Below are 20,762 nucleotides of genomic sequence, written 5' to 3'. Positions count from 1 at the left end.
AAACCTCCACTTCCGCAGGGCGAAAACGGCGTATCGCATAGGCTACAGTTTTTCCGCCTTTTCAGTGGCACAAAGCGCGGCGCTTGTGCACGCGGGGCCTGGGTTTGTATAACAATAGCGGCCAACGAATGTATTGACGAATTCCTGCAGTTCCCCACGCAGGCCAGGTCACTTGCCACCGAGATACTCCACGCCACCCAATGTCCGCTGTATTCAATTTCACCTTCGTGCCCTGGTTCCGCTCAGTGGCACCCTATATCCACAAGTTCCGCAACCAGACCTTTGTGGTGGGGATCACCGGTGAAGCCATCGCGGCAGGCAAGCTGCAATCGATTGCGCAGGATCTGGCGCTGATCCAGGCCCTGGGGGTCAAGATCGTGCTCGTGCATGGTTTTCGCCCGCAGGTGAACGAGCAACTGGCTGCCAAAGGCCACGCGCCCCGCTATTCGCACGGCATCCGCGTGACCGATTCCGTTGCGCTGGACTGCGCCCAGGAAGCTGCGGGCCAGCTGCGATTCGAGATCGAGGCCGCTTTCAGCCAGGGCTTGCCCAATACGCCCATGGCCGGGGCCACGGTGCGCGTCATCTCCGGCAATTTTGTTACCGCGCGCCCGGTCGGCATTGTGGATGGCGTGGATTTCATGCATTCGGGCCTGGTGCGCAAGGTCGATGTCGGCGGCATCCACCGTACGCTCGACATGGGTGCCATGGTGCTGGTGTCGCCCTTTGGCTTTTCGCCCACGGGCGAGGCGTTCAACCTGAGCATGGAAGAAGTCGCCACCCGCATTGCCATCGAGCTCAAGGCCGACAAATTGATGTTCCTGACCGAGGTGCCGGGCATCCGCCTCAAGCCGCTGGAGCCTGAGGGCGAGGACAACCCGATCGATACCGAGCTGCCACTGGATGTTGCGCAGAAGCTGCTGGCCGAACTGCCGCCTGCCACCCTGCCCACCGATGTGGGCTTTTACCTGCAGCACTGCGTCAAGGCCTGCAAGGACGGCGTGGAGCGCAGCCACATCCTGCCATTTGCCACCGATGGCGCACTGCTGCTGGAAGTGTATGTGCACGATGGCATCGGCACCATGATCATTGACGAGCGCCTCGAAGAACTGCGCGAAGCCAAGCCCGACGACGTGGGCGGCATCCTGCAGCTGATCGAGCCCTTCGAGAAGGATGGCACGCTGGTCAAGCGCAGCCGCACCGAGATCGAGCGCGACATTTCCGCCTACACCATCATCGAGCACGATGGCGTGATCTTCGGCTGCGCGGCGCTCTATCCCTACCCCGAGGCACAGACGGGCGAAATGGCGGCCGTGACCGTCTCGCCGCAAAGCCAGGGCACGGGCGATGGGGAAAAGCTGCTCAAACGCATCGAGCAGCGCGCCCGCGCCATCGGCCTCAAGAGCATTTTCGTGCTCACCACCCGCACCATGCACTGGTTCATCAAGCGCGGCTTCCAGCCGGTCGACCCCGACTGGCTGCCCGAGCAGCGCAAGGCCAAGTACAACTGGAGCCGCAAGAGCCAGGTGCTGGTCAAGTACCTGTAGACCTGCCAACGCTCCCCAGTGTCAGCCCCATTGCTGGACGATCTGCGCCGCAACGCTGGCCAGCACTGCATCGCGGGCCGGGGGTTCTGCCTTGGTGGCTGTCAGAAAGCTGGTGACCAGAATCGGCGCGCCGCCACCGGGCGGCCAGAGCAGGCCCACATCATTGCGGGTGCCCGGGCCTGAGCCAGTCTTCTCGGCCACCGTCCAGCCCTTGGCGCCTGCACGCAGGCAGTTGTCCCCGGTCTTGTTGGCCAGCATCCAGTCCACCAATTGCTTGCGCCCGGTCACGCTCAGGGCACGGCCCAGGGTGAGCGCGCGCATGCTGGTCAGCATGGCCTCGGGGCTGGTGGTGTCACGCACATCGCCCGGGCGCGACTCGCTCATGGCGGGTTCGATCCGGTCGAGCCTCGTCACCGTATCGCCTAAGCTGCGCATATAGCGGGTAAAACCCGCTGGCCCGCCTACACGGTCCAGCAGCAGGTTGGCCGCCCCGTTGTCGCTGATGGTCATCACCGCATCGCACAGCTGCGCCACCGTCATCGGCGATATGCCGGCGTGCTTTTCCGTCACCGGCGAATGCTCGACCAGGATGGAGCGGTCAAACCGCACTTCGGCGTCGAGCCGCTCGCGCCGCACATCGACCTCGGACAGCACCTGTCCGGCCAGCAGCATCTTGAAGGTGCTGCACATCGGGAACCGCTCACCCTGCCGCCAGCCCAGGGATAGACCTGAGCCCGTGTCCAGCACCGCCACGCCCAGGCGCCCACCCACGCGCTGCTCGATCGCCTGCATGGCACTGGTGAAGCTGCGCTGGGTCTCGCTGACCGCCGCCTTGGGCGCTGGAGATTTCCCATGCGCTGCAGCCACCATGCCGGCACTGCCGATAGCCAAGAAAAACTTTCTTCTTTTCATGATCTTCAATCCTTAAAATCAATCATTCGTTGAGGATGATGTGAATTTATAAGGAATAGGCCCCTTTGACCAACGATGAAAACCAAGAAGAACCCATAGAAAAACTTATACCAAATGCATTTGCCGCTGAACGCATTGCGCGCCTTCGAAGCCGCCGCCCGCCACCTCAACCTCACCCGGGCAGCCTTGGAGCTGCACGTCACCCAGGCAGCGGTGAGCCAGCACATCCGCCAGTTGGAAGAACAGCTGGGCAAGCCCCTGTTCCGCCGTCTGCCGCGCGGCCTTGCGCTGACCGACGAAGGCCTGGCCCTGGTGCCCGTGGTCAGCGGCGCATTCGGCAGCCTTGCCCGCGCACTGGAGCAGGTACACGACAGGCGCCCACGCGAGGTGCTGTCGGTCGGCGTGGTCGGCACCTTTGCCGTCGGTTGGCTCCTGCCCCGGCTGCGCGCTCTGCAGGAAGCCCACGCCTTCATCGACCTGCGCATCTTCACCCACAACAACCGGGTGGATCTGGCCGGTGAAGGGCTCGATTGCGCCATCCGCTTTGGCGATGGCGCCTGGCATGGCACCGCTGCCACCTTGCTGCTGCATGCCCCGCTCACGCCCATGTGCGCCCCTGCCATCGCCGCGCGCCTCTCCCAACCCGCCGATCTGGCCCGCGAAACCCTGCTGCGCTCCTACCGCGCGGGCGAATGGAACGACTGGTTCCGCCATGCGGACATGGAATGCCCTGCACTGCGCGGCACGGTGTTTGATTCGTCGCTGACCCTGGCCGAGGCCGCTGCCCAGGGGCTGGGCGTGGCCCTGCTGCCCATGCGCCTGTTCTCCCGTGACGTGCAGGCAGGCCGCCTGATCGCCCCTTTTCCCCAGACGCTGGACACCGGCAGCTACTGGCTGACCCAGCCCAAGGCACGCGCGCCCTCACTTGCCCTGCAGACTTTCGAGACCTGGCTGCAGCAGCAATGCACCCAAGGCCATGAATTGCACAGCGCTTAAAACCTTCCCGGAAAGCGCCGCAAATTCAGTTACAGTCGGTTCAGCCCGCTCCCCTCTCCTACACGAGAGGCGGCACTCGTCAGACAGAGTGCTGCCAGCGGGTCTCCTAGGATCAAGACATAACACCCTAGCAAAAACATCCCCTGCGGGATGGCTCACCTTGAGAGGATCACATGCTACCCATCCGTTACACCACTTCCCTGTCGGTCATTGCCGCTGCCTTGCTGGCTGCAGGCTGCGCCTCCACCGGCGGTATCGAAGACCTGCCCCGTCCAAAGTCCGGCCACTGGCAGGTCAGCTCGACCGACCAGACCGGTGAGACCGTGACGTTCCAGGACTGCATGGACAAGGACACCTTCTACAAGACCCGTGAGCTGCAAAAGGCCAAGCACGACGTCCAGCAGTGCCAGACAGGCAGCAACAAGGACAGCAATGGCTGGCAGTTCACCTCCAACTGCAAGGTCGGCCAGACCGAACAGCGCATCGAAACCAGCCGCAAGATCACCGGCGATTTCCAGACCAACTTCCATGTGCTCTCGGTCACCAAACAGCAGATGCCCGACGGCCAGATCGTCGAGACCACGCGCAACATCAAGGGCGAATACATGGGTGCCTGCCCGGCTGGCATGAAGCCCGGCGACCGCATGTTCCCGGATGGCAACAAGATCAACTTCTACGACATCACCGGGCTGCAGGCCAAATAAGCTGCCCGTACGCTCGCGCACCCAAGCCCGGCCTTGCCGGGCTTTTTCGTTGCCGTCAACTGACAATCAAAGCCCGTTCGATGCAGCGCAAACCAGTGGCAGATAGCGTGGCAGGCTGGGCGGCTTTTAAACCATGCAGACCACCCCAGCACGGCCCGGGCGCTATCATCTTGGCCCCATGTCCCAGCAATACCTTACCGCCGCGCTTTACCAGTTCATCGATTTGCCAGAGTTCGCGGACTGGCAGCAGCCCCTGCAAGACCTGTGCGACGCCCGCCAGGTCAAAGGCCTGCTGCTGCTCGCCCACGAAGGCATCAACGGCACCATTGCTGGCCTGCCCGATGATGTGCATGCGGTGCTGGACTGGCTCAAGCGCGATGCGCGCCTGTCCGATCTGGTGCACAAGGAGGCCTTTGCGGCCGCCAACCCTTTCTACCGCATGCGCGTGCGCCTCAAGCGCGAAATCGTCACGCTGGGCGTGCCAGAGCTCAACCCCGCGCTGAATGCCGGCCAGTATGTCAAACCCGAAGACTGGAATGCCCTCATCAGCCAGCCCGATGTGGTACTGGTAGACACGCGCAACGACTACGAAGTGGGCATTGGCAGCTTTGAAGGCGCGATCAACCCGCACACCAAGAGCTTTACCGAGTTTCCGCAATGGGTGGCCGAGCAATCGCAGCCGGGCGGCGTGCTGCATGGCAAGGACAAGATTGCCATGTTCTGCACCGGCGGCATCCGCTGTGAAAAATCCACCGCCTACATGAAGTCGCAGGGCTTTGACAACGTCTACCACCTGCAGGGCGGCGTCCTCAAGTACCTCGAAGAGATTCCGCAGGACGCATCGATGTGGTGGGGCGACTGCTTTGTGTTTGACGAGCGCGTCTCGGTGGGCCACGGCCTGCAGCGCGGCCCGCACCAGCTATGCCGCAGTTGCCGCATGCCCCTGGGCGAGGCGGACATGCAGCACCCCCACTATGTGCGCGGCGTCAGTTGCCCCTACTGCCATGGCACACGCACGCCCGAGCAGGAAGCCGCCCTGGCCGAGCGCCAGCGTCAGATGGATCTGGCCGCCGCGCGTGGCGAATCGCACCTGGGCCATACGCAGGCCAGCTCGCAGCAGCCGCGCCAGCAGAAGATGGCCGAGCAGCTCACCGCCCTGCAGGGCCTGCCGGTGCTCTACTCCTTCCGCCGCTGCCCCTATGCCATGCGCGCGCGCCTTGCCCTGGCCCAGGCGAGCGTAGAGTGCCAATTGCGCGAGGTGGTGCTCAAGGACAAGCCTGCGGCCCTGTTGGCCGCCTCGCCCAAGGCGACCGTGCCGGTGCTGGTGCTGGCCGATGGCACGGTCATCGACGAAAGTCTGGACATCATGCTGTGGGCGCTTGGCCAGAACGACCCGGACGGCTGGCTCGCCCCCACGGCAGGCAGCATGGACGACATGCGCGCCCTGATTGCCCGCAATGATGGCGAGTTCAAGCAGGCACTGGACCGTTGCAAATACCCCAACCGCCACCCCGAAGCGGACGCCGCTGCTGCACAAGACGCCGCCCGAGCCTTCCTCTCGGGGCTGAACGAGCAGCTTGCTGCCACCGGCTACCTGTTTGGCCGCGACCCGAGCCTGGCCGACATGGCGATCCGCCCCTTTGTGCGCCAGTTCGCCGGTATCGACGAAGCCGCCTGGCAGGCCCAGCCCTGGCCGCATCTGCAAGCATGGGTGACGCGCCTCACCGACTCTGCCCTGTTTGAACAGGTGATGAACAAGTACCCCGCCTGGCACCCGGACGAAGCAGGTGTGCTGTTTCCCGCAGACGCCGATACGCTGGAAGGCCAGGCATCCGCCTGACTCGGCGGCGTTCACACTACAAAATAAATAGCTGCTGGCGCTTGATGGTTGGGCGCTTGCAGCTATTTTTTATGCCATTTGATACCCGTTTGAACCCGAAACCAGCACCAAAAACGGGGTCAGAGCCCTCCCGCTCGGTCTTCACGATTGGCGGCATCCCAAGGGCGCATCCACACCTCACCCGTTCTATATTCCAAAAACACCATAAATAAAAAAGAATATATTCGTTTGAGTTTTAAAAACAGAAGTCCACAATTTGCTACATCAATCCATACAAGCGGGTAGCAGAACATGAAATTCGGTGGAATCAAGTCTTTGTTGGTAGCGGCTGCCGTGGTGGCCAGTGGTTCGGCCCTGGCCCAGAACCAGTTGCTCAACGTGTCGTACGACGTGGCGCGCGAGTTCTACAAGGACTACAACGCCGCCTTCATCGCCCACTACAAAAAGACCAAGGGCATCGATGTGAAGGTAGACCAGTCGCACGGCGGATCGAGCGCGCAATCTCGCGCCGTGGCCGAAGGGCTGGCCGCCGATGTGGTCACCTTCAACACCACGACCGACGTGGAGTATCTCGCCGAAAAGGGCGTGGTGGCCAAGGACTGGACCAAGAAGTTCCCCAACGATGCATCGCCCACCACATCGACCATGCTGTTCCTGGTGCGCAACGGCAACCCCAAGGGCATCAAGGACTGGGATGACCTCGTCAAGCCCGGCGTGCAGGTCGTCGTGGTCAACCCCAAGCTGGGCGGCAACGGCCGTTACGCCTACCTAGCCGCCTGGGGCCAGGTGCGTGAGAAGGGCGGCTCGGACGCCGATGCGCAAGCCTACGTCAGCAAGCTCTACAAGAACGTGCCCGTGCTGGCCAAGGGCGGGCGCGACGCAACCGCCGCCTTCCTGCAGCGCAATGTGGGCGACGTGCTGATCACCTTCGAGTCGGAAGTCGTCTCCATCGAGCGCGAATTCGGCAAGGGCAAGGTCGATGCGGTGTACCCATCGGTCAGCGTGACAGCCGAGAACCCTGTGGCGGTGGTTGAACGCACCGTCGAGAAAAAGGGCACCAGCGCCCTGGCCAAGGATTATCTGGACTACCTGTACTCCGACGAGGGCCAGGAAATTGCGGCCAAGCACGCCATCCGCCCCCGCAGCGAAGCCGTGCTGAAAAAGCATGCCGACGTGTTCAAGCCGATCAAGCAGTTCACGGTCGCCAAGTACTTTGGCAGCCTGGGCGAAGCGCAGAAGACCCACTTTGGCGATGGCGGGCAGTTTGACAAGCTGTTCACCGGCGACAAGAAGTAAGAGTCAATTTTGTCTATAGCGCCCGCCAGTCGGGCGCTATGCGCTCCTGCATTCATAGTAAATACCGGACTGCGATTCATGTCTGCTGCACTCACTGCCCCGGCCACCGCCGCGCCAGCCTCCCGCCGGGGTGCTGCCCGGCGCGTGCTGCCGGGCTTTGGCCTCACGCTGGGCTACACCATTTTCTACCTCAGCATCATCGTGCTGATTCCGCTGGCCACCCTGCTCGTCAAGACCTTTGAGCTGACCTGGGCGCAGTTCTGGAAAGTCATCTCCGACCCGATCGCCGTGTCGGCCTACCAGGTCACGTTTGGCGCCTCGGCCATTGCCGCCGTGGTCAACCTGGTGTTTGGCATGCTGATCGCCTGGGTGCTGGTGCGCTACAGCTTTCCGGGCAAGAAGATCATCGATGCGCTGGTCGATCTGCCCTTTGCGCTGCCTACGGCCGTGGCGGGCATCTCGCTCACCGCCCTGCTGGCCGACAACGGCTGGATCGGCCAGTACTTTGCGCCGCTGGGCATCCAGCTCGTGTTCAACAACGTGGGCATCGTGATTGCGCTGATCTTCATCGGCCTGCCTTTTGTGGTGCGCACCGTGCAGCCCGTGCTGGAAGATTTCGAGAAAGAGCTGGAAGAAGCCGCAGGAAGCCTGGGCGCTTCGCGCTGGCAGACCTTCTACAAGGTGATCCTGCCCGCCATCGGCCCGGCCCTGCTGACCGGCTTTGCCATGGCCTTTGCACGCGCCGTGGGCGAGTACGGCTCGGTTATCTTCGTCTCGAGCAACAAGCCGATGGAGTCGCAGATCACGCCCTTCGTCATCATGGCCAAGCTGGAACTGCACGACTACGCTGGCGCCACCGCCATTGCCATGGTGATGCTGGTCATCTCGTTCGTGCTGCTGCTGCTCATCAACGGCCTGCAAAGCTGGCAACGCAAACGCGCGGGGATCTGAACCATGCAACCCATGTACCTGTATCTACTGGCCGGTGTGGTGGCCGTGCTGGGCGCGGTGATCGCCAGCTACCTGTATGTATCGCACCGTGAGGGCCCGCAGCCCACCAGCACGGTCACCGAGCCGCGCTGGGTGCGCTGGAGCCTGATTGGCGCGGCCCTGGTCTTCATGCTCGTCTTTCTGGTGCTGCCGCTGCTGGCCGTGTTTGTGGAAGCCCTGCGCAAAGGCTGGGACACCTACGTGGCGGCGCTGACCGAGCCCGACGCCTGGTCGGCCATCAAGCTCACCTTGCTGACGGCGTTGATCGCCGTACCGCTGAACCTGGTGTTTGGCGTGGCGGCAGCCTGGGCCATTGCCAAGTTCGAGTTCAAGGGCAAGGCACTGCTCACCTCACTGGTCGATCTGCCGTTCTCGGTATCACCCGTGGTGGCGGGCCTCACCTATGTGCTGCTGTTTGGCGCCAACGGCTGGTTCGGCTCTTGGCTGGAGGGGCACAACACCAAGATCATCTTTGCCGTGCCCGGCATCGTGCTGGCCACCATCTTTGTGACCTTCCCCTTCATCGCCCGCGAGCTGATCCCGTTGATGCAGGCCCAGGGCAGCGACGAAGAACAAGCCGCCATCGTGCTGGGCGCCACCGGCTGGCAGACCTTCTGGAAGGTAACCTTGCCCAATATCAAGTGGGGCCTGATCTACGGCGTGATTCTGTGCAATGCCCGTGCGATGGGCGAGTTCGGGGCCGTTTCGGTGGTTTCGGGCGCGATCCGGGGCCAGACGGTGACCATTCCGCTGCAGGTCGAAATCCTGTATGCCGACTTCCAGTCGTCGGCCGCATTTGCCGTGGCCTCGCTCCTGGCACTGCTGGCATTGGTCACGCTCGTGCTCAAGACTTTTGCAGAGTGGCGGGCCGAGAAGGACCGCCAGGCCGCCGCCAGCCTGCCCCCCGAGCGCCCACGCGATGACAGCGCCGTGGCCACCTGAATATATAAAATTTTGAAAGTTTGGATATGAGCATCGAAATCCAAAACATCTCCAAGTCGTTTGGCAGCTTCCAGGCGCTGAACAACGTGAGCCTCGACATCCAGTCGGGCGAGCTCATTGCGCTGCTCGGCCCCTCGGGCTGCGGCAAGACCACCTTGCTGCGCATCATTGCCGGGCTGGAAACCGCAGACAGCGGCACCATCCAGTTCAGCGGCGAAGACACGACGGACGTGCATGTGCGCGACCGCAACGTGGGCTTCGTGTTCCAGCACTACGCCCTGTTCCGCCACATGACGGTGTTCGAGAACGTCGCCTTCGGCCTGCGCGTCAAGCCGCGCAAGGAACGCCCCAGCGAAGCACAGATCAAGGAAAAGGTGATGAGCCTGCTCAAACTGGTGCAGCTCGACTGGATTGCCGACCGCTACCCCTCGCAGCTCTCGGGCGGCCAGCGCCAGCGCATTGCGCTCGCCCGCGCATTGGCCGTGGAGCCCAAGGTGCTGCTGCTCGACGAGCCCTTTGGCGCGTTGGACGCCAAGGTGCGCAAGGAGCTGCGCCGCTGGCTGCGCCGCCTGCACGACGAGCTGCACGTCACCAGCATCTTCGTCACCCACGACCAGGAAGAGGCGCTGGAGGTGGCCGACCGCGTGGTCGTCATCAACAAGGGGCAAATCGAGCAGAGCGGCACGCCGCAGGAGGTGTGGGACCACCCCGCCAGCCCCTTCGTCTACGGCTTTCTGGGCGATGTCAACCTGTTCCACGGCCGCGCCGTGGACGGCCACACCGTGGTCGAAGGCGGCGTTCAGATCGATTCGCCCGAGCTGGCTGCCTCCAATGCAGCCAACGGCGCCCAGACCCTGGCCTACGTGCGCCCGCACGAGCTGGACGTGGAGCGCTACTCGCCCGGCCAGGAAAAGGACGCCCAGGGCCGCCCGCGCGGCATCATCGCCCAACTTGACCGTGCCATTGTCGTGGGGCCGATTGCGCGCCTGGAACTTATTCCAACGAACGGACACCAAGCCCAGGGTGCCGATGGAGAACGGTTGATTGAAGCGCAGATTCCTGCGCAGCAATACCGTGCCATGGGCCTCAAGGAAGGCGAAACGCTGGTGGTGACACCGCGCCAAGCCAAGGTTTTCGTCGATTACGCTGCCAACATCTAATCTGGCCTGGTCACTGCCCTTTTGATGCTTTGTTGCTGAAACCCCGCTGCTGCATTGCTGCAACAAGGTTTCCTGCCTTGCCTCAACTGCCTGTCTGTGACGGGTTGAGCGGAGTTGACCGCTTCGCTTAAGATGGCCGGATATCGGGCTCGCCCCGATAAGGCAGCAACAAGGACAACAACATCGTGAACTGGATCTGGAACGCACCGCGCCGCACCCTGGCGCTGATTTTTGTGGCCTGCGCGGCCATGCTGGGCTTTGGCATGTACCTGCAGCATGTGGTGGGCCTGGAGCCCTGCCCCATGTGCATCGTTCAGCGCTACTGCCTCATTGCCGTTGGCGTGTTTGCGCTGATCGGCAGCTTGAAGCCATCGACCGCAGGTTGGTGGAAGAGCTTTGCCTGGCTGGCGGTGCTGTTTGCCGGTTTTGGCGCCTTTACCGCTGCCCGCCAAAGCTGGCTGCAGTGGTATCCGCCCGAGTTTGCAACCTGCGGTCGCGATTTCTACGGCATGATCGAAAACTACCCCATCAGCCGTTCGCTGCCCATGATCTTCCGTGGCTCGGGCGACTGCACGGCGATTGACTGGACCTTCCTGGGCGGCTCCATCGCCAACTGGTCGTTCGTGGCCTTCACGATGTTCTTCATCGTGCTGCTGCTGGCCATCTTCAAAGCCAAGCGCTGATGCAACCTGGCGCAGAGAGCGCTAGCCACACACCCATCGCACGCACACCAAACGCCCCTTGCAAGGGGCGTTTTTCATTGCGCCTGCAAAAACACCTTGGGTGGCCCAGTCCATGGCACCAGGCAACCGCCATGGGTACTCTTCAACCACTTCTTGACCAAAATCGCCCGCACCGCTTTATCCCCTAGGTGACTGGTGCGGCACCGGGGCAGTTTCTCCGCAGGGCGGCTGGCACTACCATCAATTGTTGCAAGGCCCGCAAGCGGGTCGCACCATTACCGATTCGACTACGAAGGAGACAGTCCATGATCAGCTACGAAGTCACCGCCTTTGGTGAACCCCTGGTGCGCACCGAGCGCGAAACCCCAGTGCCCACCGGCGATCAGGTGCTGGTGCGCATCGAGGCAGCGGGGGTGTGCCACTCGGACCTGCACATCTGGCATGGCGAGTACGACCTGGGCAATGGCAAGAAGCTGTCGATGGCCGACCGTGGCATGAAGCTGCCGCTCACCATGGGCCACGAAATTGCCGGTGAAGTCATCGCCGTGGGCCCCGACGCCAAGGGCGTGGAAGTGGGCAAGAAATACGTGGTCTTCCCCTGGCACGGCTGCGGCCAGTGCAAGGTCTGCAAGCGTGGTGATGAGAACCTGTGCCTTGCAGGCAAATCGATGGGCGTGTACCAGCCCGGCGGCTATGCCGACCATGTGCTGGTGTCGCACGCCTACTACCTGGTCGATATTGGCGACATGCCGCCCGAGCGCGCAGCGCCCTATGCCTGCTCGGGCCTCACCACCTACAGTGCCATCAAGAAGATTGACCCGCAGGTGTTCAAGGACGAGAAGATCGTACTGTTTGGCGCCGGGGGCCTGGGCCTCATGGCCATCCTGCTGATGAAAGCCATGGGCGGCGCAGGCGTGGTGGTGATCGAGCCTGACGTGAGCAAGCACGAAGCGGCGCTCAAAGCCGGTGCCGACACGGTGATCGACCCCAAGTCGCCCACCTTCCTGGCCGATGTGAAGGCAGCCGCTGGCGGCGCCGTCTGGGCGATCATCGACTGCGTGGGTTCCAGCCAGACTGTGCAGGCCGGTATCGACCTGCTCACCAAGGGCGGCCACCTGGTGCAGATTGGCCTGTTCGGCGGCCATGTGGACCTGCCAACCCCCACGCACGCCATCCGTGCGCTGACCTACCAGGGTACCTACGTAGGCAACCTGCGCGATCTGCAGGAGCTGATCCAGCTGGTCAAGGACAAGAACCTGAGCCCGGTGCCCACCACCTGCATGCATTTCAGCAAGGCGTTCACAGCGCTTGTGGCGCTGGAACAGGGCAAGGCCGTGGGGCGCCTCGTGCTGACGCCAGAAGGAGAAGCGGCCTGACGCATTGCGCCTCGCTGCATCCTCTCTTCACCAACCACCGTGCAGCGGTGGTTTTTATTCAACGCAACACGGCCATTGGTCTCTCACTCCACGCGCCAGCTCGGAAGGCGCCACTGCCGCCACAGGGCAATGGCACGCAATCCTGCGGTGACGAACACGCAGGCCAGCATGGGTGCCATCTCCGGCACCGGGGAGTTGCGCAGCAGGATGTCCACCCAGCCGCCGATGAAGGCACACACGGCATAGGGCTGGTGGTCGCGGAAGGCCTGCGGAATCTCGCCGCACAGCACATCGCGCAGCACGCCGCCAAATACGCCGGTGATCACGCCCATCATCACGCACATCAGTGGCGACATGCCCTGCTCTGCCGCCATGTCCACGCCCACGGCAGCGAAGAGGCCCAGGCCCAGCATGTCGGGCCAGAGCATGGCGCGCTCGGTGACTGCAAAGTGCCGCTGACGCATGAAGCCCACGGCCAGCAGGCTCACCAGCATGACGACCCAGACGAAGTTTTCGTGCCGCACCCAGAAGAAGGGCCGCTGGTCGAGCAGAAGATCGCGCAGGGTGCCACCACCGAACGCTGCAATGAAGGCCACCACGCACACGCCCACCACGTCGAGTTTCTTGTGCGCGGCCTTGATCACCCCCGAGAGCGCAAACGCAATGGTCGCCGCAATCTCCAGCACCTGGCGGGCGGTGTCAATGATCTGGGGCGTGTTGATGGCCATGGCGGCATTGTCGGCGCAACGCCAGCAAATGCACGCCCGTGCTGCCCCTGTGTCGCAAGCGCGAGACAGGCAAGGCGCCCGCTTTGCAGGCCAGCCAGCAACTCAGGCCGCCGCCCGTATGGGCGCCCGCACCCGTGCCTGCGCCACCAGGGCGCCCAGCAGGGCCCAGCCCAGCGGCCATTCGCCGTGGCCCGATTCGATGTTGATGTGCCCGCCATCGGGCACCCGCACAAAGGTGCTGGCCCAGCTTTTGGCATAGGCGCTGGCCATGCGGATGGGGCAATAGGGATCGTTGCTGCCAGCTGCCACGATGCTGCCAAACGGCAGCGGCTGCGCTGGCACGGGGCTGAAATCCTCAAACAGCGCACGGCGCTCCGGATCGGCCGGCGCCACGAACAGGGCCCCCGCCACACGTGCCAGGGCCTCGGGCGGCAGGCTGGCGAGCGCATGCACGCTGGCAATGCAGCCCAGCGAATGCGCTGCAATCACCACGGGATGCGGCGCGCCCAGAATCGCCTGCTGCACGGCGGCTGCCCAGGCGGCGCGGTGGGGTTTGGCCCAATCCAGTTGCTGCACCCGGATCGCTCCTGGTATGCGCTCGGCCCACAGGCTTTGCCAGTGGCCAGGGCCGGAATTGCGCCAGCCCGGCACGATGATGACCGTCACAGGCTGAGCGCCCACATCCGCGCCGTTGTCTTCAGCGCCTCTGGCACTCTCAGCCGAGGCGCCGCGCACCAGCGGGCGCGCCAGCAAGGCGGAACCTTCCAGTGCGGTGCGGGCGGCTTTCAAGCCCGTGGAGCCAGCGGCAGCGGAGACAGACATGGGCGCATTGTCCGGCCCAGCCCTTCAAACCACAACGAATTATTTTTTGTTTTGTTATACCTAATTGATATTTGAAAGCACCTACGCCAGCCGGTTGATGAGGCGCGGGTGCTGCTGCGGCAGTTTCTCGCCCAGATAATCGAGAAACACGCGCAGCGCCGGTGCCATGTTACGGCGCGACACGAAAGTTGCGTGGAAGATGCCTTCCGGCAAGCGCCAGTCCTTGAGCACCTCCACCAGATCGCCGCGCTCCAACTCCTCGCGCACCATGTAGTCGGGCATCCAGTACACGCCGATGCCGTCCATCACCGCGTATTTCAGCGTCACCAGATCGTCGGCCACATAGCGCGCCTGGTGGTGCAGCACCATGGGCTCGCCCGCGCTGGTCTGCAGTTGCAGCGTGGAGTGGCCATCGGCACTGTTGAGCGCCAGTGTGGGAAGCTTGGTGCCCAGATCCTGCGGCGAGGTGGGCTCACCATGGATGGCCAGCAGCTCGGGGCTGGCCACGAGCACCTGGCGCGTCATGCCCAGGCGCTTGACGACGAGGCTGCCGCTGTCGTCGAGCGACACGCGCACCCGCAGCGCCACGTCGATCCCCTCTTCCAGCAGGTTGATGGTGCGGTTGCTCACCATCATTTCGATGCGCACCTTGGGGTGGCGGCGTAGAAACTCCGGCAGCAGCGCACCAACGATTCCCTGGCTGAGCGTGACCGGGCATGAAACACGCACGGTGCCCGATGGCTCGCGCTGGGTCTGCTCGATGGCGGCCTGCGCGTTCTGCGCGGCCTCCCGCACCGACTGGCAGTGGCGCAGAAAGGTTTCCCCCGCGTCGGTCAGCGACAGGCGGCGCGTGGTGCGCTGCAGCAGGCGCACGCCAAGCTTGCCTTCCAGCTCGGCAATGCGCCGCGACAGGCGCGATTTGGGAATGCCCAGCGCGCGGCCCGCAGCAGCAAAGCCGCCGCGCTCCACCACTTCGGCAAAGTAATACATGTCATTGAGGTCGTGCATCATGGTGGTGGCTCAGAAACAATGAATAAGAATGCCTTGAAACTCAATATAGAAAAGCGCCAGAAGCTACATTTTTAATAGCGAAATCGATACCAATGCAAAGCACTGCACCGCATCGCACCCACGCGGCGCGTGGCCAAGACAGTTGGCTAGATTTTGCCACCATGGTTCTAAAAATAGAACAATCTATTTCCTTTTTACGGGTCAATTGCGCGAGGCAAACCTGACAGAATTTCTAGGTCAAGGCGCAGCATGCTGCCGCGACGGCAAGCCCGCTTATTTCCATCTTTGACTCTATTTTTGAGACCATGAAACTGCTGCACATCGATTCGTCCATCCTGAGCGCCAACTCCGTATCCCGCCAACTGACAGCGGAGACCGTGAAGGCCTGGGTCGCCATTCACCCCAACACCGAGGTGGAGCACCTGGATCTGGCCGTGAACACGCCACCCCACCTGAATGAAGATGCCCTGGGCTTTCGCACTGGCCAGCAGGCCACAACCGAAGCGCAGCGCGCGCAGAACGCCATCAGCGAACAGCTGGTCAGCCAGTTCCTCGCTGCCGACGTGGTGGTGATGGGCGCGCCCTTCTACAACTTCACCATTCCAAGCCAGCTCAAGGCCTGGATCGATCGCGTGCTGCAGGCGGGCCGCACCTTCCGCTACACCGCCAACGGCCCCGAAGGCCTGGCAGGCGACAAGAAGGTGATCGTGGTGGAATCGCGCGGCGGCCAGTACTCGGCCACCGAAGCGGGCCGCGCCATGGAGCACCAGGAAACCTATCTGCAGACCATTTTCGGCTTCATCGGCGTGACCGACGTGCAGTTTGTGCGCGCCGAAGGCCTGGGCATGGGCCCCGAGGCCCGTGCCGCCGGCATCGCCAATGGCCAGGCAGAGATCGCCCGTGCCGTGGCCACGCCTGTTCTGGAAGCACAAGCCGCCTGACGCTGACGAAATGCCCGGGGTGGCGAGCCCCTCCGCCCCCCCGCGCACGCTGCCGCTCCCATTGCGGCAGTTTTTTGGCCGCCCGGCATTGCCCGGCGGCTTTTTTGCCACTGCCCCCCTCATCCTGCATAATGCGGCGCCATGCAAGCCCTTCGCTCACTCCGCCTGACCGCCCGCCTCGTGCTGGTGTGGTTTGCGCTGACGCTGGGCGTGGGCATGGCCTCGCCCATCGTCGCGCCACAGCAGTGGGATGTGGTCTGCTCCAGCAGCGGTGACATGAAGCTGGTGGTGGTGGGCGACAGCGCGCTGGCGCCGCACCACCTCGATTGCCCGATGTGTTTGACCACGCTGGCACTGCCCGGGGTCGATACCATGCCCCAGCTCCCCCAGGCCCAGCCGCTGGGCCGGGCCGCGCAGCCCATTGTTGCCGCGCGTCTTGCAGCCGTGGTGGGGGCGCCGCTGCCCCCGCGCGGGCCGCCTCCGTCCGTGTAAGAACGTGTTTACGATCTCCTCGCGCCGCGACAGCGGCTTTGCGGGATGGGATGCGAGGCGCAGTGCGCAGCCAATAGCCAGCTATTGGCAAGCGCTGCAACGACGCAGACCGCCCGCAAAGCCACTGTCCCTACGGGTTGGAGTGAAATCGGGCGATTTCTTCGCGCTCGCCCTTGCTTGCACCCCGGTGCAAGCTGCGGCCCAGCGCTTCGAACTCATCCCAATTGCACTCCAACGCGGCTGCGTAGAGATCGTAAACACGTTCTAAAGCCGTTTCCCCTGCCTGAAACCAACCGGGCCCTGCCGCTGTGCGTGGCTGCGCCCTGCTTTACCCGGATGAACCATGTCTTCCCTGATCTCTGTGGCTGCGCCGCCTGCGCCAGCCCGCACCGCTTTGCGCGCGCCCCATGGCGTTGCTTTTTCGGCCCTTGGCGTGGCGGCCTGGATGGCGCTGGGCGCCTTGCCCCTTGCAGCCAGCGCGCAATCTCCATCGCAACCGCAATCAGCCTCCACTCCTGAAACACCCGCCCATGAAGCAGAACTGCCCACCGTCACGGTGCAAGGCAGTGCCGAGCGCCTCAATGGCACGCTGAACCTGGGCGCCCCTGCAGCCACCGGCAGCCGCCTGGGCCTGACGGTGCGCGACACACCGGCTGCGGTGACGGTGGTGGACCGCGCGACCATCGAAGAGCGAGGCGCCACCAATACACAGGAGATGCTCAAGAGCATTCCCGGCGTGACCGCGCACGATGCGCCCGGAAACGTCGGGGTGAGCTGGCGCGGCTTTGGCGGCAGCTCGCTCAACCAACTCTTCAACGGCATCAATGTGCAATACGGCATTGCAGCGCGCCCGGTGGACAGCTGGATCTACGACCGCGTCGAAGCCATCGGCGGCGCCAGCAGCTTTCTGTATGGCGCAGGGGGCGTGGGCGGCACCATCAACATCATCACCAAGTTGGCCGAGCGCAGCGATTTCAGCGAAGGCCAGCTGCGCCTGGGCAGCCACGCCGCCAAGGAAGCGTCCGTCGGCATCAACCGGCGCGTGGCAGGCGACGGTACGGGCGCTGGCGACCACTACCTGCGCCTGGACCTGAACCACCGCAACGCCCATGGCTGGACGCAAGGCACCCGGGCCGAGGCCACGCAGCTGGCTGCCTCGCTGCTGTCGGACCTGGGCAGCGGCGTCACCCACACCCTGGCCTACGAAGCCCAGCACGAGCGAGTGGACCGGCCTTACTGGGGTACGCCACTGCTCAACCCCATGGTGGGCACGCTGCGGATCGACCCGGGCACGCGCTTCAAGAACTACAACAGCCAGGACGGCCTGTACGCCCAGCGGGTGCAGTGGCTGCGCTCGCTGACCGACTGGCGGGTGAATGACCGGCTGCAGTTGAAAAACACCTTCTACGCCTACGACGCACTGCGCGATTACCGCAATGTGGAGGTCTACCGCTTCAACCCGGACAACACCGCCGTGCTGCGCTCGTCCCCCCTGCTGCAGCGCCACCAGCAGCGGCTGGTGGGCAACCGCATCGATGGCCAGTACCAGGGCGAGCTGGCAGGCCTGCGCAGTGACTGGGCCTTTGGCCTGGATGTGAGCGTGAACCGGCAGACGCGCTTTCCCAATAGCCTGTCCACCACCGTCAGCACCGTCGATCCGTACGATTTCAGCACCGAGCATTTCTTCGACATTCCGGGCATGGCACCGGGTTTTCGCCCGGACCGCGAAAACCGCGTGACCACCGTGGCGCTGTACGCCGAAAACCGCACCCAGCTCGCGCCCACCCTGCACTTGGTGAGCGCACTGCGGCACGAGCGCATCGATCTGGACCTGACCAACCGCCGTGAAGTGACTGCCACCAACCCGGCCGAATTCTCGCGCAGCTACCAGCCCACCACCGGCCGCCTCGCCCTGGTATGGGATGTAGCACCGGGCGCCAACCTGTACGCGCAGTACGCCACAGCGGCCGATCCGCCCTCGGGCGTGCTCACCACCGCATCGTTTGCCGACGTGCGCAACAACAGCGCCCTCACCACCGGCCGCCAGGTGGAGCTGGGCAGCAAGCTGGATTTCTGGCAGGGCAAGGGCACGGCCACGGTGGCCCTCTACCACCTGCAGCGCAACAACATCGCCACGCAGGACCCGAACCAGCCGAGCCAGACGCTGCTGGTGGGCCAGCAGTCGTCGCGCGGGGTGGAACTGGCCATGGGCCTGCAGCCCACCCGGGCCTGGTCGGTGCAAGGCAATGTGGCGCTGGTGGATGCGCAGTACGACGATTTCACGCAGGGCGGCATATCGCTCGCAGGCAAGACGCCCACCAATACGCCGCGCGTGGTCGCCAACCTGTGGACTTCCTACCGCGCGGGCCCGCGGTGGCAGTTCAACGCCGGCCTGCGCCATGTGGGCAAGGTCTATGCCGATGCCGCCAATACCCAGACCTGGAGCGCCTACACCCTGCTCGACCTGGGCGCCAGCTACCAATGGAGCCGCAACACCACCGTGGTCGCCCGCGTGCGCAACGTGACCGACAAGGTCTACGCCGCCAATGTGGGCACGATGGCCTACCTGGGCGCGCCGCGCACGGCCGATGTAACGCTGTGCGTGAGGTTCTGAGGCCATGGCACGATCCCTCAAGCGCTGGTGGTATGTGACGCACCGCTGGCTGGGCATTGCGCTGTGCCTGCTGTTTGCGATGTGGTTCGTATCGGGCGTGGTGATGATGTACGTGGGCTACCCCAAGCTCACCTCGCACGAACGTCTCGCCCACCTGCCTGCCCTCCAGGCCGAGGCGGGGCTTCTGCCACCGCGGCAGGCGCTCCACCTGGCCGGGTGGCAGCAGCCCTTGGGGGAGCTGCGGCTGTCCGCCAGCCGCGCAGGCCAGCCGGTCTACCAGCTCACCCCGGCAAAAGGTGTGCATCAGAAGGCAGGCGCGGGAACTGTGGTGGTGGATGCGCGCACCGGCCGCGTCCTGCCTGCCGCCGACGAAGCCACGGCCCTCGCCAGCGCTGCAGCCTGGGCGGGCGGAGGCGGCCAACTCACGTACCTGGGTGCCCTGGAGGAAGACGCAGCCACCCATTCACGCGCGCTCGATGCCCACCGGCCACTGCACAAGGTGGCGCTGGCCGATGGCACCTGGCTCTATGTATCGGGCCCCTCGGGCGATGTGGTGCGCGATGCCACCCGCAGCGAGCGCGCCTGGAACTATGCGGGCGCCTGGCTGCACTGGCTCTATCCGCTGCGCGGCGGCGTGCTCGACAAGTACTGGAACGATACGGTCGTGTGGCTCTCCATCCTGGGCATCGCAGGCGCCATCACCGGCAGCGTGGTGGGGGTGATGCGCTGGCGCTTTGGCACCCGCTACCGCAATGGACGCCGCACGCCCTACCCCGGCCGCCTGATGCGCTGGCACCACATCAGCGGTCTGCTGTTTGCCGCCGTCACCCTCACCTGGATCTTCAGCGGCCTGATGTCGATGAACCCGTGGAAGGTGCTGAGCAGCGGCGCGCCTCCCGTGCAGGCAGCCGCGCTGCATGACAAGGCACTGGCAGACCTGGGCGCCAGCGCCACCCCGGAGCAACTGCTGCAGGCCGCAGGCCCCGGCACGCGCGAGCTGCGCTGGACCATGGTACTGGGCCAGCCCGTGGTACAGGCCTATGGCGCCAGCACCACCGCGCAACTGCTCGATGCCCGCACGGCGCAGCCCTGGCATGTGGATACCGACGCATTGCGCGCTGCCCTGCCCCGCCTGCTGGCTGCGCCCGTGGCGCGCATCGACACACTGAGCGCCTACGACCTGTACTACTACACCCGCACCGAACACAGCATGACGGGCGGCAGCGACAAGCCCCTGCCCATCTGGCGCGTGGTGTTTGACGACGCCAACCGCACCTGGGTACATGTCGATCCGCGCACCGGAGCGGTTCTGGGCAGCCTCGACAGCCACCGCCGCGCCAACCGCTGGCTGTTTGCCATGCTGCACAGCTGGGACTGGCTGCCGCTGCTGGAGCGCCGCCCGCTGTGGGATGTATTGCTGATCGTGCTGAGCCTAGGCGGGCTGCTGCTCAGCGCCACCGGCGTGGTGGTGGGCTGGCGCAGACTGCGGGCAACGCTGCGCCGCTAGCGCTGTAGCCGTGGCTGAGTGAGCCTGCCTCCAGACAACCCTGCGACTTCAACCGCAGGGTCATGGCGTATGGCGAGTTTTCCAAATTCACCATTAGAATTCGCTATTCAAAAATAGAATAGCGAATTCTTCAACGCACAAAGGCACACCGCTGACGCAGCGCGCATCCGCGCCCGTACATGGCCGCGCCACACCATGCGC

General features: G+C 64.1%; 18 protein-coding genes and 1 pseudogene. 15 read left to right on the top strand and 4 right to left on the bottom strand.

From position 1 onward, the window contains the following. Nucleotides 1-200: 200 nt before the first annotated feature. Nucleotides 201-1,547, top strand: coding sequence for an amino-acid N-acetyltransferase (gene argA / locus ABIE32_RS04905; protein WP_429014440.1), 1,347 nt, complete (start codon nt 201-203; stop codon nt 1,545-1,547). 21 nt (nt 1,548-1,568) lie between these two features. Here the strand turns inward: argA and bla are convergent, their stop codons facing one another. Beyond that, nucleotides 1,569-2,459: a class A beta-lactamase gene (gene bla / locus ABIE32_RS04900; RefSeq protein WP_429014438.1), complete on the bottom strand. Its 891-nt coding sequence runs from the start codon at nt 2,457-2,459 to the stop codon at nt 1,569-1,571. Between the two features lie 114 nt (nt 2,460-2,573). Here bla and ABIE32_RS04895 point away from each other — a divergent pair, with 114 nt between their 5' ends. The 10 genes and pseudogenes from ABIE32_RS04895 to ABIE32_RS04850 all read left to right on the top strand — a co-directional run bounded on the left by ABIE32_RS04895 (nt 2,574) and on the right by ABIE32_RS04850 (nt 12,446). Next, nucleotides 2,574-3,455: a LysR family transcriptional regulator gene (locus ABIE32_RS04895; protein WP_224152064.1), complete on the top strand. Its 882-nt coding sequence runs from the start codon at nt 2,574-2,576 to the stop codon at nt 3,453-3,455. 173 nt (nt 3,456-3,628) lie between these two features. After that, nucleotides 3,629-4,159, top strand: coding sequence for a DUF3617 domain-containing protein (locus tag ABIE32_RS04890; RefSeq protein WP_224152063.1), 531 nt, complete (start codon nt 3,629-3,631; stop codon nt 4,157-4,159). Between the two features lie 133 nt (nt 4,160-4,292). Beyond that, nucleotides 4,293-5,246: pseudogene (locus ABIE32_RS04885) on the top strand (rhodanese-related sulfurtransferase); the annotation flags it as partial. 48 nt (nt 5,247-5,294) lie between these two features. Then, nucleotides 5,295-5,999, top strand: a complete 705-nt coding sequence (locus ABIE32_RS04880; RefSeq protein WP_429014617.1) for a glutathione S-transferase — start codon at nt 5,295-5,297, stop codon at nt 5,997-5,999. 291 nt (nt 6,000-6,290) lie between these two features. Beyond that, on the top strand, nt 6,291-7,295 hold the full coding sequence (locus ABIE32_RS04875) for a sulfate ABC transporter substrate-binding protein (RefSeq protein WP_224152062.1): 1,005 nt from the start codon (nt 6,291-6,293) through the stop codon (nt 7,293-7,295). A 78-nt stretch (nt 7,296-7,373) separates the two neighbouring features. After that, on the top strand, nt 7,374-8,246 hold the full coding sequence (gene cysT, locus ABIE32_RS04870) for a sulfate ABC transporter permease subunit CysT (RefSeq protein WP_224152061.1): 873 nt from the start codon (nt 7,374-7,376) through the stop codon (nt 8,244-8,246). Nucleotides 8,247-8,249: 3 nt separating this feature from the next. After that, entirely contained in the window at nt 8,250-9,227 is a 978-nt protein-coding gene (cysW, locus tag ABIE32_RS04865) for a sulfate ABC transporter permease subunit CysW (RefSeq protein WP_429014436.1), read from the top strand. 26 nt (nt 9,228-9,253) lie between these two features. Beyond that, a complete protein-coding gene (locus tag ABIE32_RS04860; protein ID WP_429014435.1) occupies nt 9,254-10,387 on the top strand; it encodes a sulfate/molybdate ABC transporter ATP-binding protein in 1,134 nt (377 codons plus the stop codon). A 182-nt stretch (nt 10,388-10,569) separates the two neighbouring features. After that, on the top strand, nt 10,570-11,070 hold the full coding sequence (locus ABIE32_RS04855; RefSeq protein WP_429014616.1) for a disulfide bond formation protein B: 501 nt from the start codon (nt 10,570-10,572) through the stop codon (nt 11,068-11,070). A gap of 305 nt (nt 11,071-11,375) precedes the next feature. Next, entirely contained in the window at nt 11,376-12,446 is a 1,071-nt protein-coding gene (locus ABIE32_RS04850; RefSeq protein WP_224152060.1) for an alcohol dehydrogenase, read from the top strand. Nucleotides 12,447-12,529: 83 nt separating this feature from the next. Here the strand turns inward: ABIE32_RS04850 and ABIE32_RS04845 are convergent, their stop codons facing one another. From ABIE32_RS04845 to ABIE32_RS04835, 3 genes are all read right to left on the bottom strand, one after another. Next, complete coding sequence (locus ABIE32_RS04845) at nt 12,530-13,174, bottom strand: trimeric intracellular cation channel family protein (RefSeq protein ID WP_224152059.1); 645 nt, start codon at nt 13,172-13,174, stop codon at nt 12,530-12,532. A gap of 102 nt (nt 13,175-13,276) precedes the next feature. Then, nucleotides 13,277-13,996: an RBBP9/YdeN family alpha/beta hydrolase gene (locus ABIE32_RS04840; protein ID WP_429014433.1), complete on the bottom strand. Its 720-nt coding sequence runs from the start codon at nt 13,994-13,996 to the stop codon at nt 13,277-13,279. A gap of 81 nt (nt 13,997-14,077) precedes the next feature. Further along, nucleotides 14,078-15,004: a LysR family transcriptional regulator gene (locus ABIE32_RS04835; RefSeq protein WP_224152609.1), complete on the bottom strand. Its 927-nt coding sequence runs from the start codon at nt 15,002-15,004 to the stop codon at nt 14,078-14,080. Between the two features lie 308 nt (nt 15,005-15,312). On the opposite strand from ABIE32_RS04835, the gene ABIE32_RS04830 reads away from it, so the two are divergent. From ABIE32_RS04830 to ABIE32_RS04815, 4 genes are all read left to right on the top strand, one after another. After that, the gene (locus tag ABIE32_RS04830; RefSeq protein WP_429014431.1) at nt 15,313-15,948 is read left to right on the top strand and encodes an FMN-dependent NADH-azoreductase; all 636 of its coding nucleotides are present in this window, start codon (nt 15,313-15,315) and stop codon (nt 15,946-15,948) included. Nucleotides 15,949-16,089: 141 nt separating this feature from the next. Continuing rightward, nucleotides 16,090-16,440, top strand: a complete 351-nt coding sequence (locus ABIE32_RS04825; RefSeq protein ID WP_429014429.1) for a DUF2946 family protein — start codon at nt 16,090-16,092, stop codon at nt 16,438-16,440. A gap of 343 nt (nt 16,441-16,783) precedes the next feature. After that, nucleotides 16,784-19,054, top strand: coding sequence for a TonB-dependent receptor (locus ABIE32_RS04820; RefSeq protein WP_429014428.1), 2,271 nt, complete (start codon nt 16,784-16,786; stop codon nt 19,052-19,054). A 4-nt stretch (nt 19,055-19,058) separates the two neighbouring features. Continuing rightward, nucleotides 19,059-20,561 carry a PepSY domain-containing protein gene (locus ABIE32_RS04815; RefSeq protein WP_429014426.1) on the top strand — a complete coding sequence of 501 codons (1,503 nt, stop codon included), beginning with the start codon at nt 19,059-19,061 and terminating at the stop codon, nt 20,559-20,561. The last annotated feature ends 201 nt before the right edge of the window (nt 20,562-20,762 follow it).

This window comes from Comamonas sp. 4034, from assembly GCF_050434545.1.
GTDB classification, from domain to species: Bacteria; Pseudomonadota; Gammaproteobacteria; order Burkholderiales; family Burkholderiaceae_C; genus Comamonas; species Comamonas odontotermitis.
Note: the sequence above shows the minus strand (reverse complement) of the source record. Positions and strands in the feature narration are given on the sequence as shown.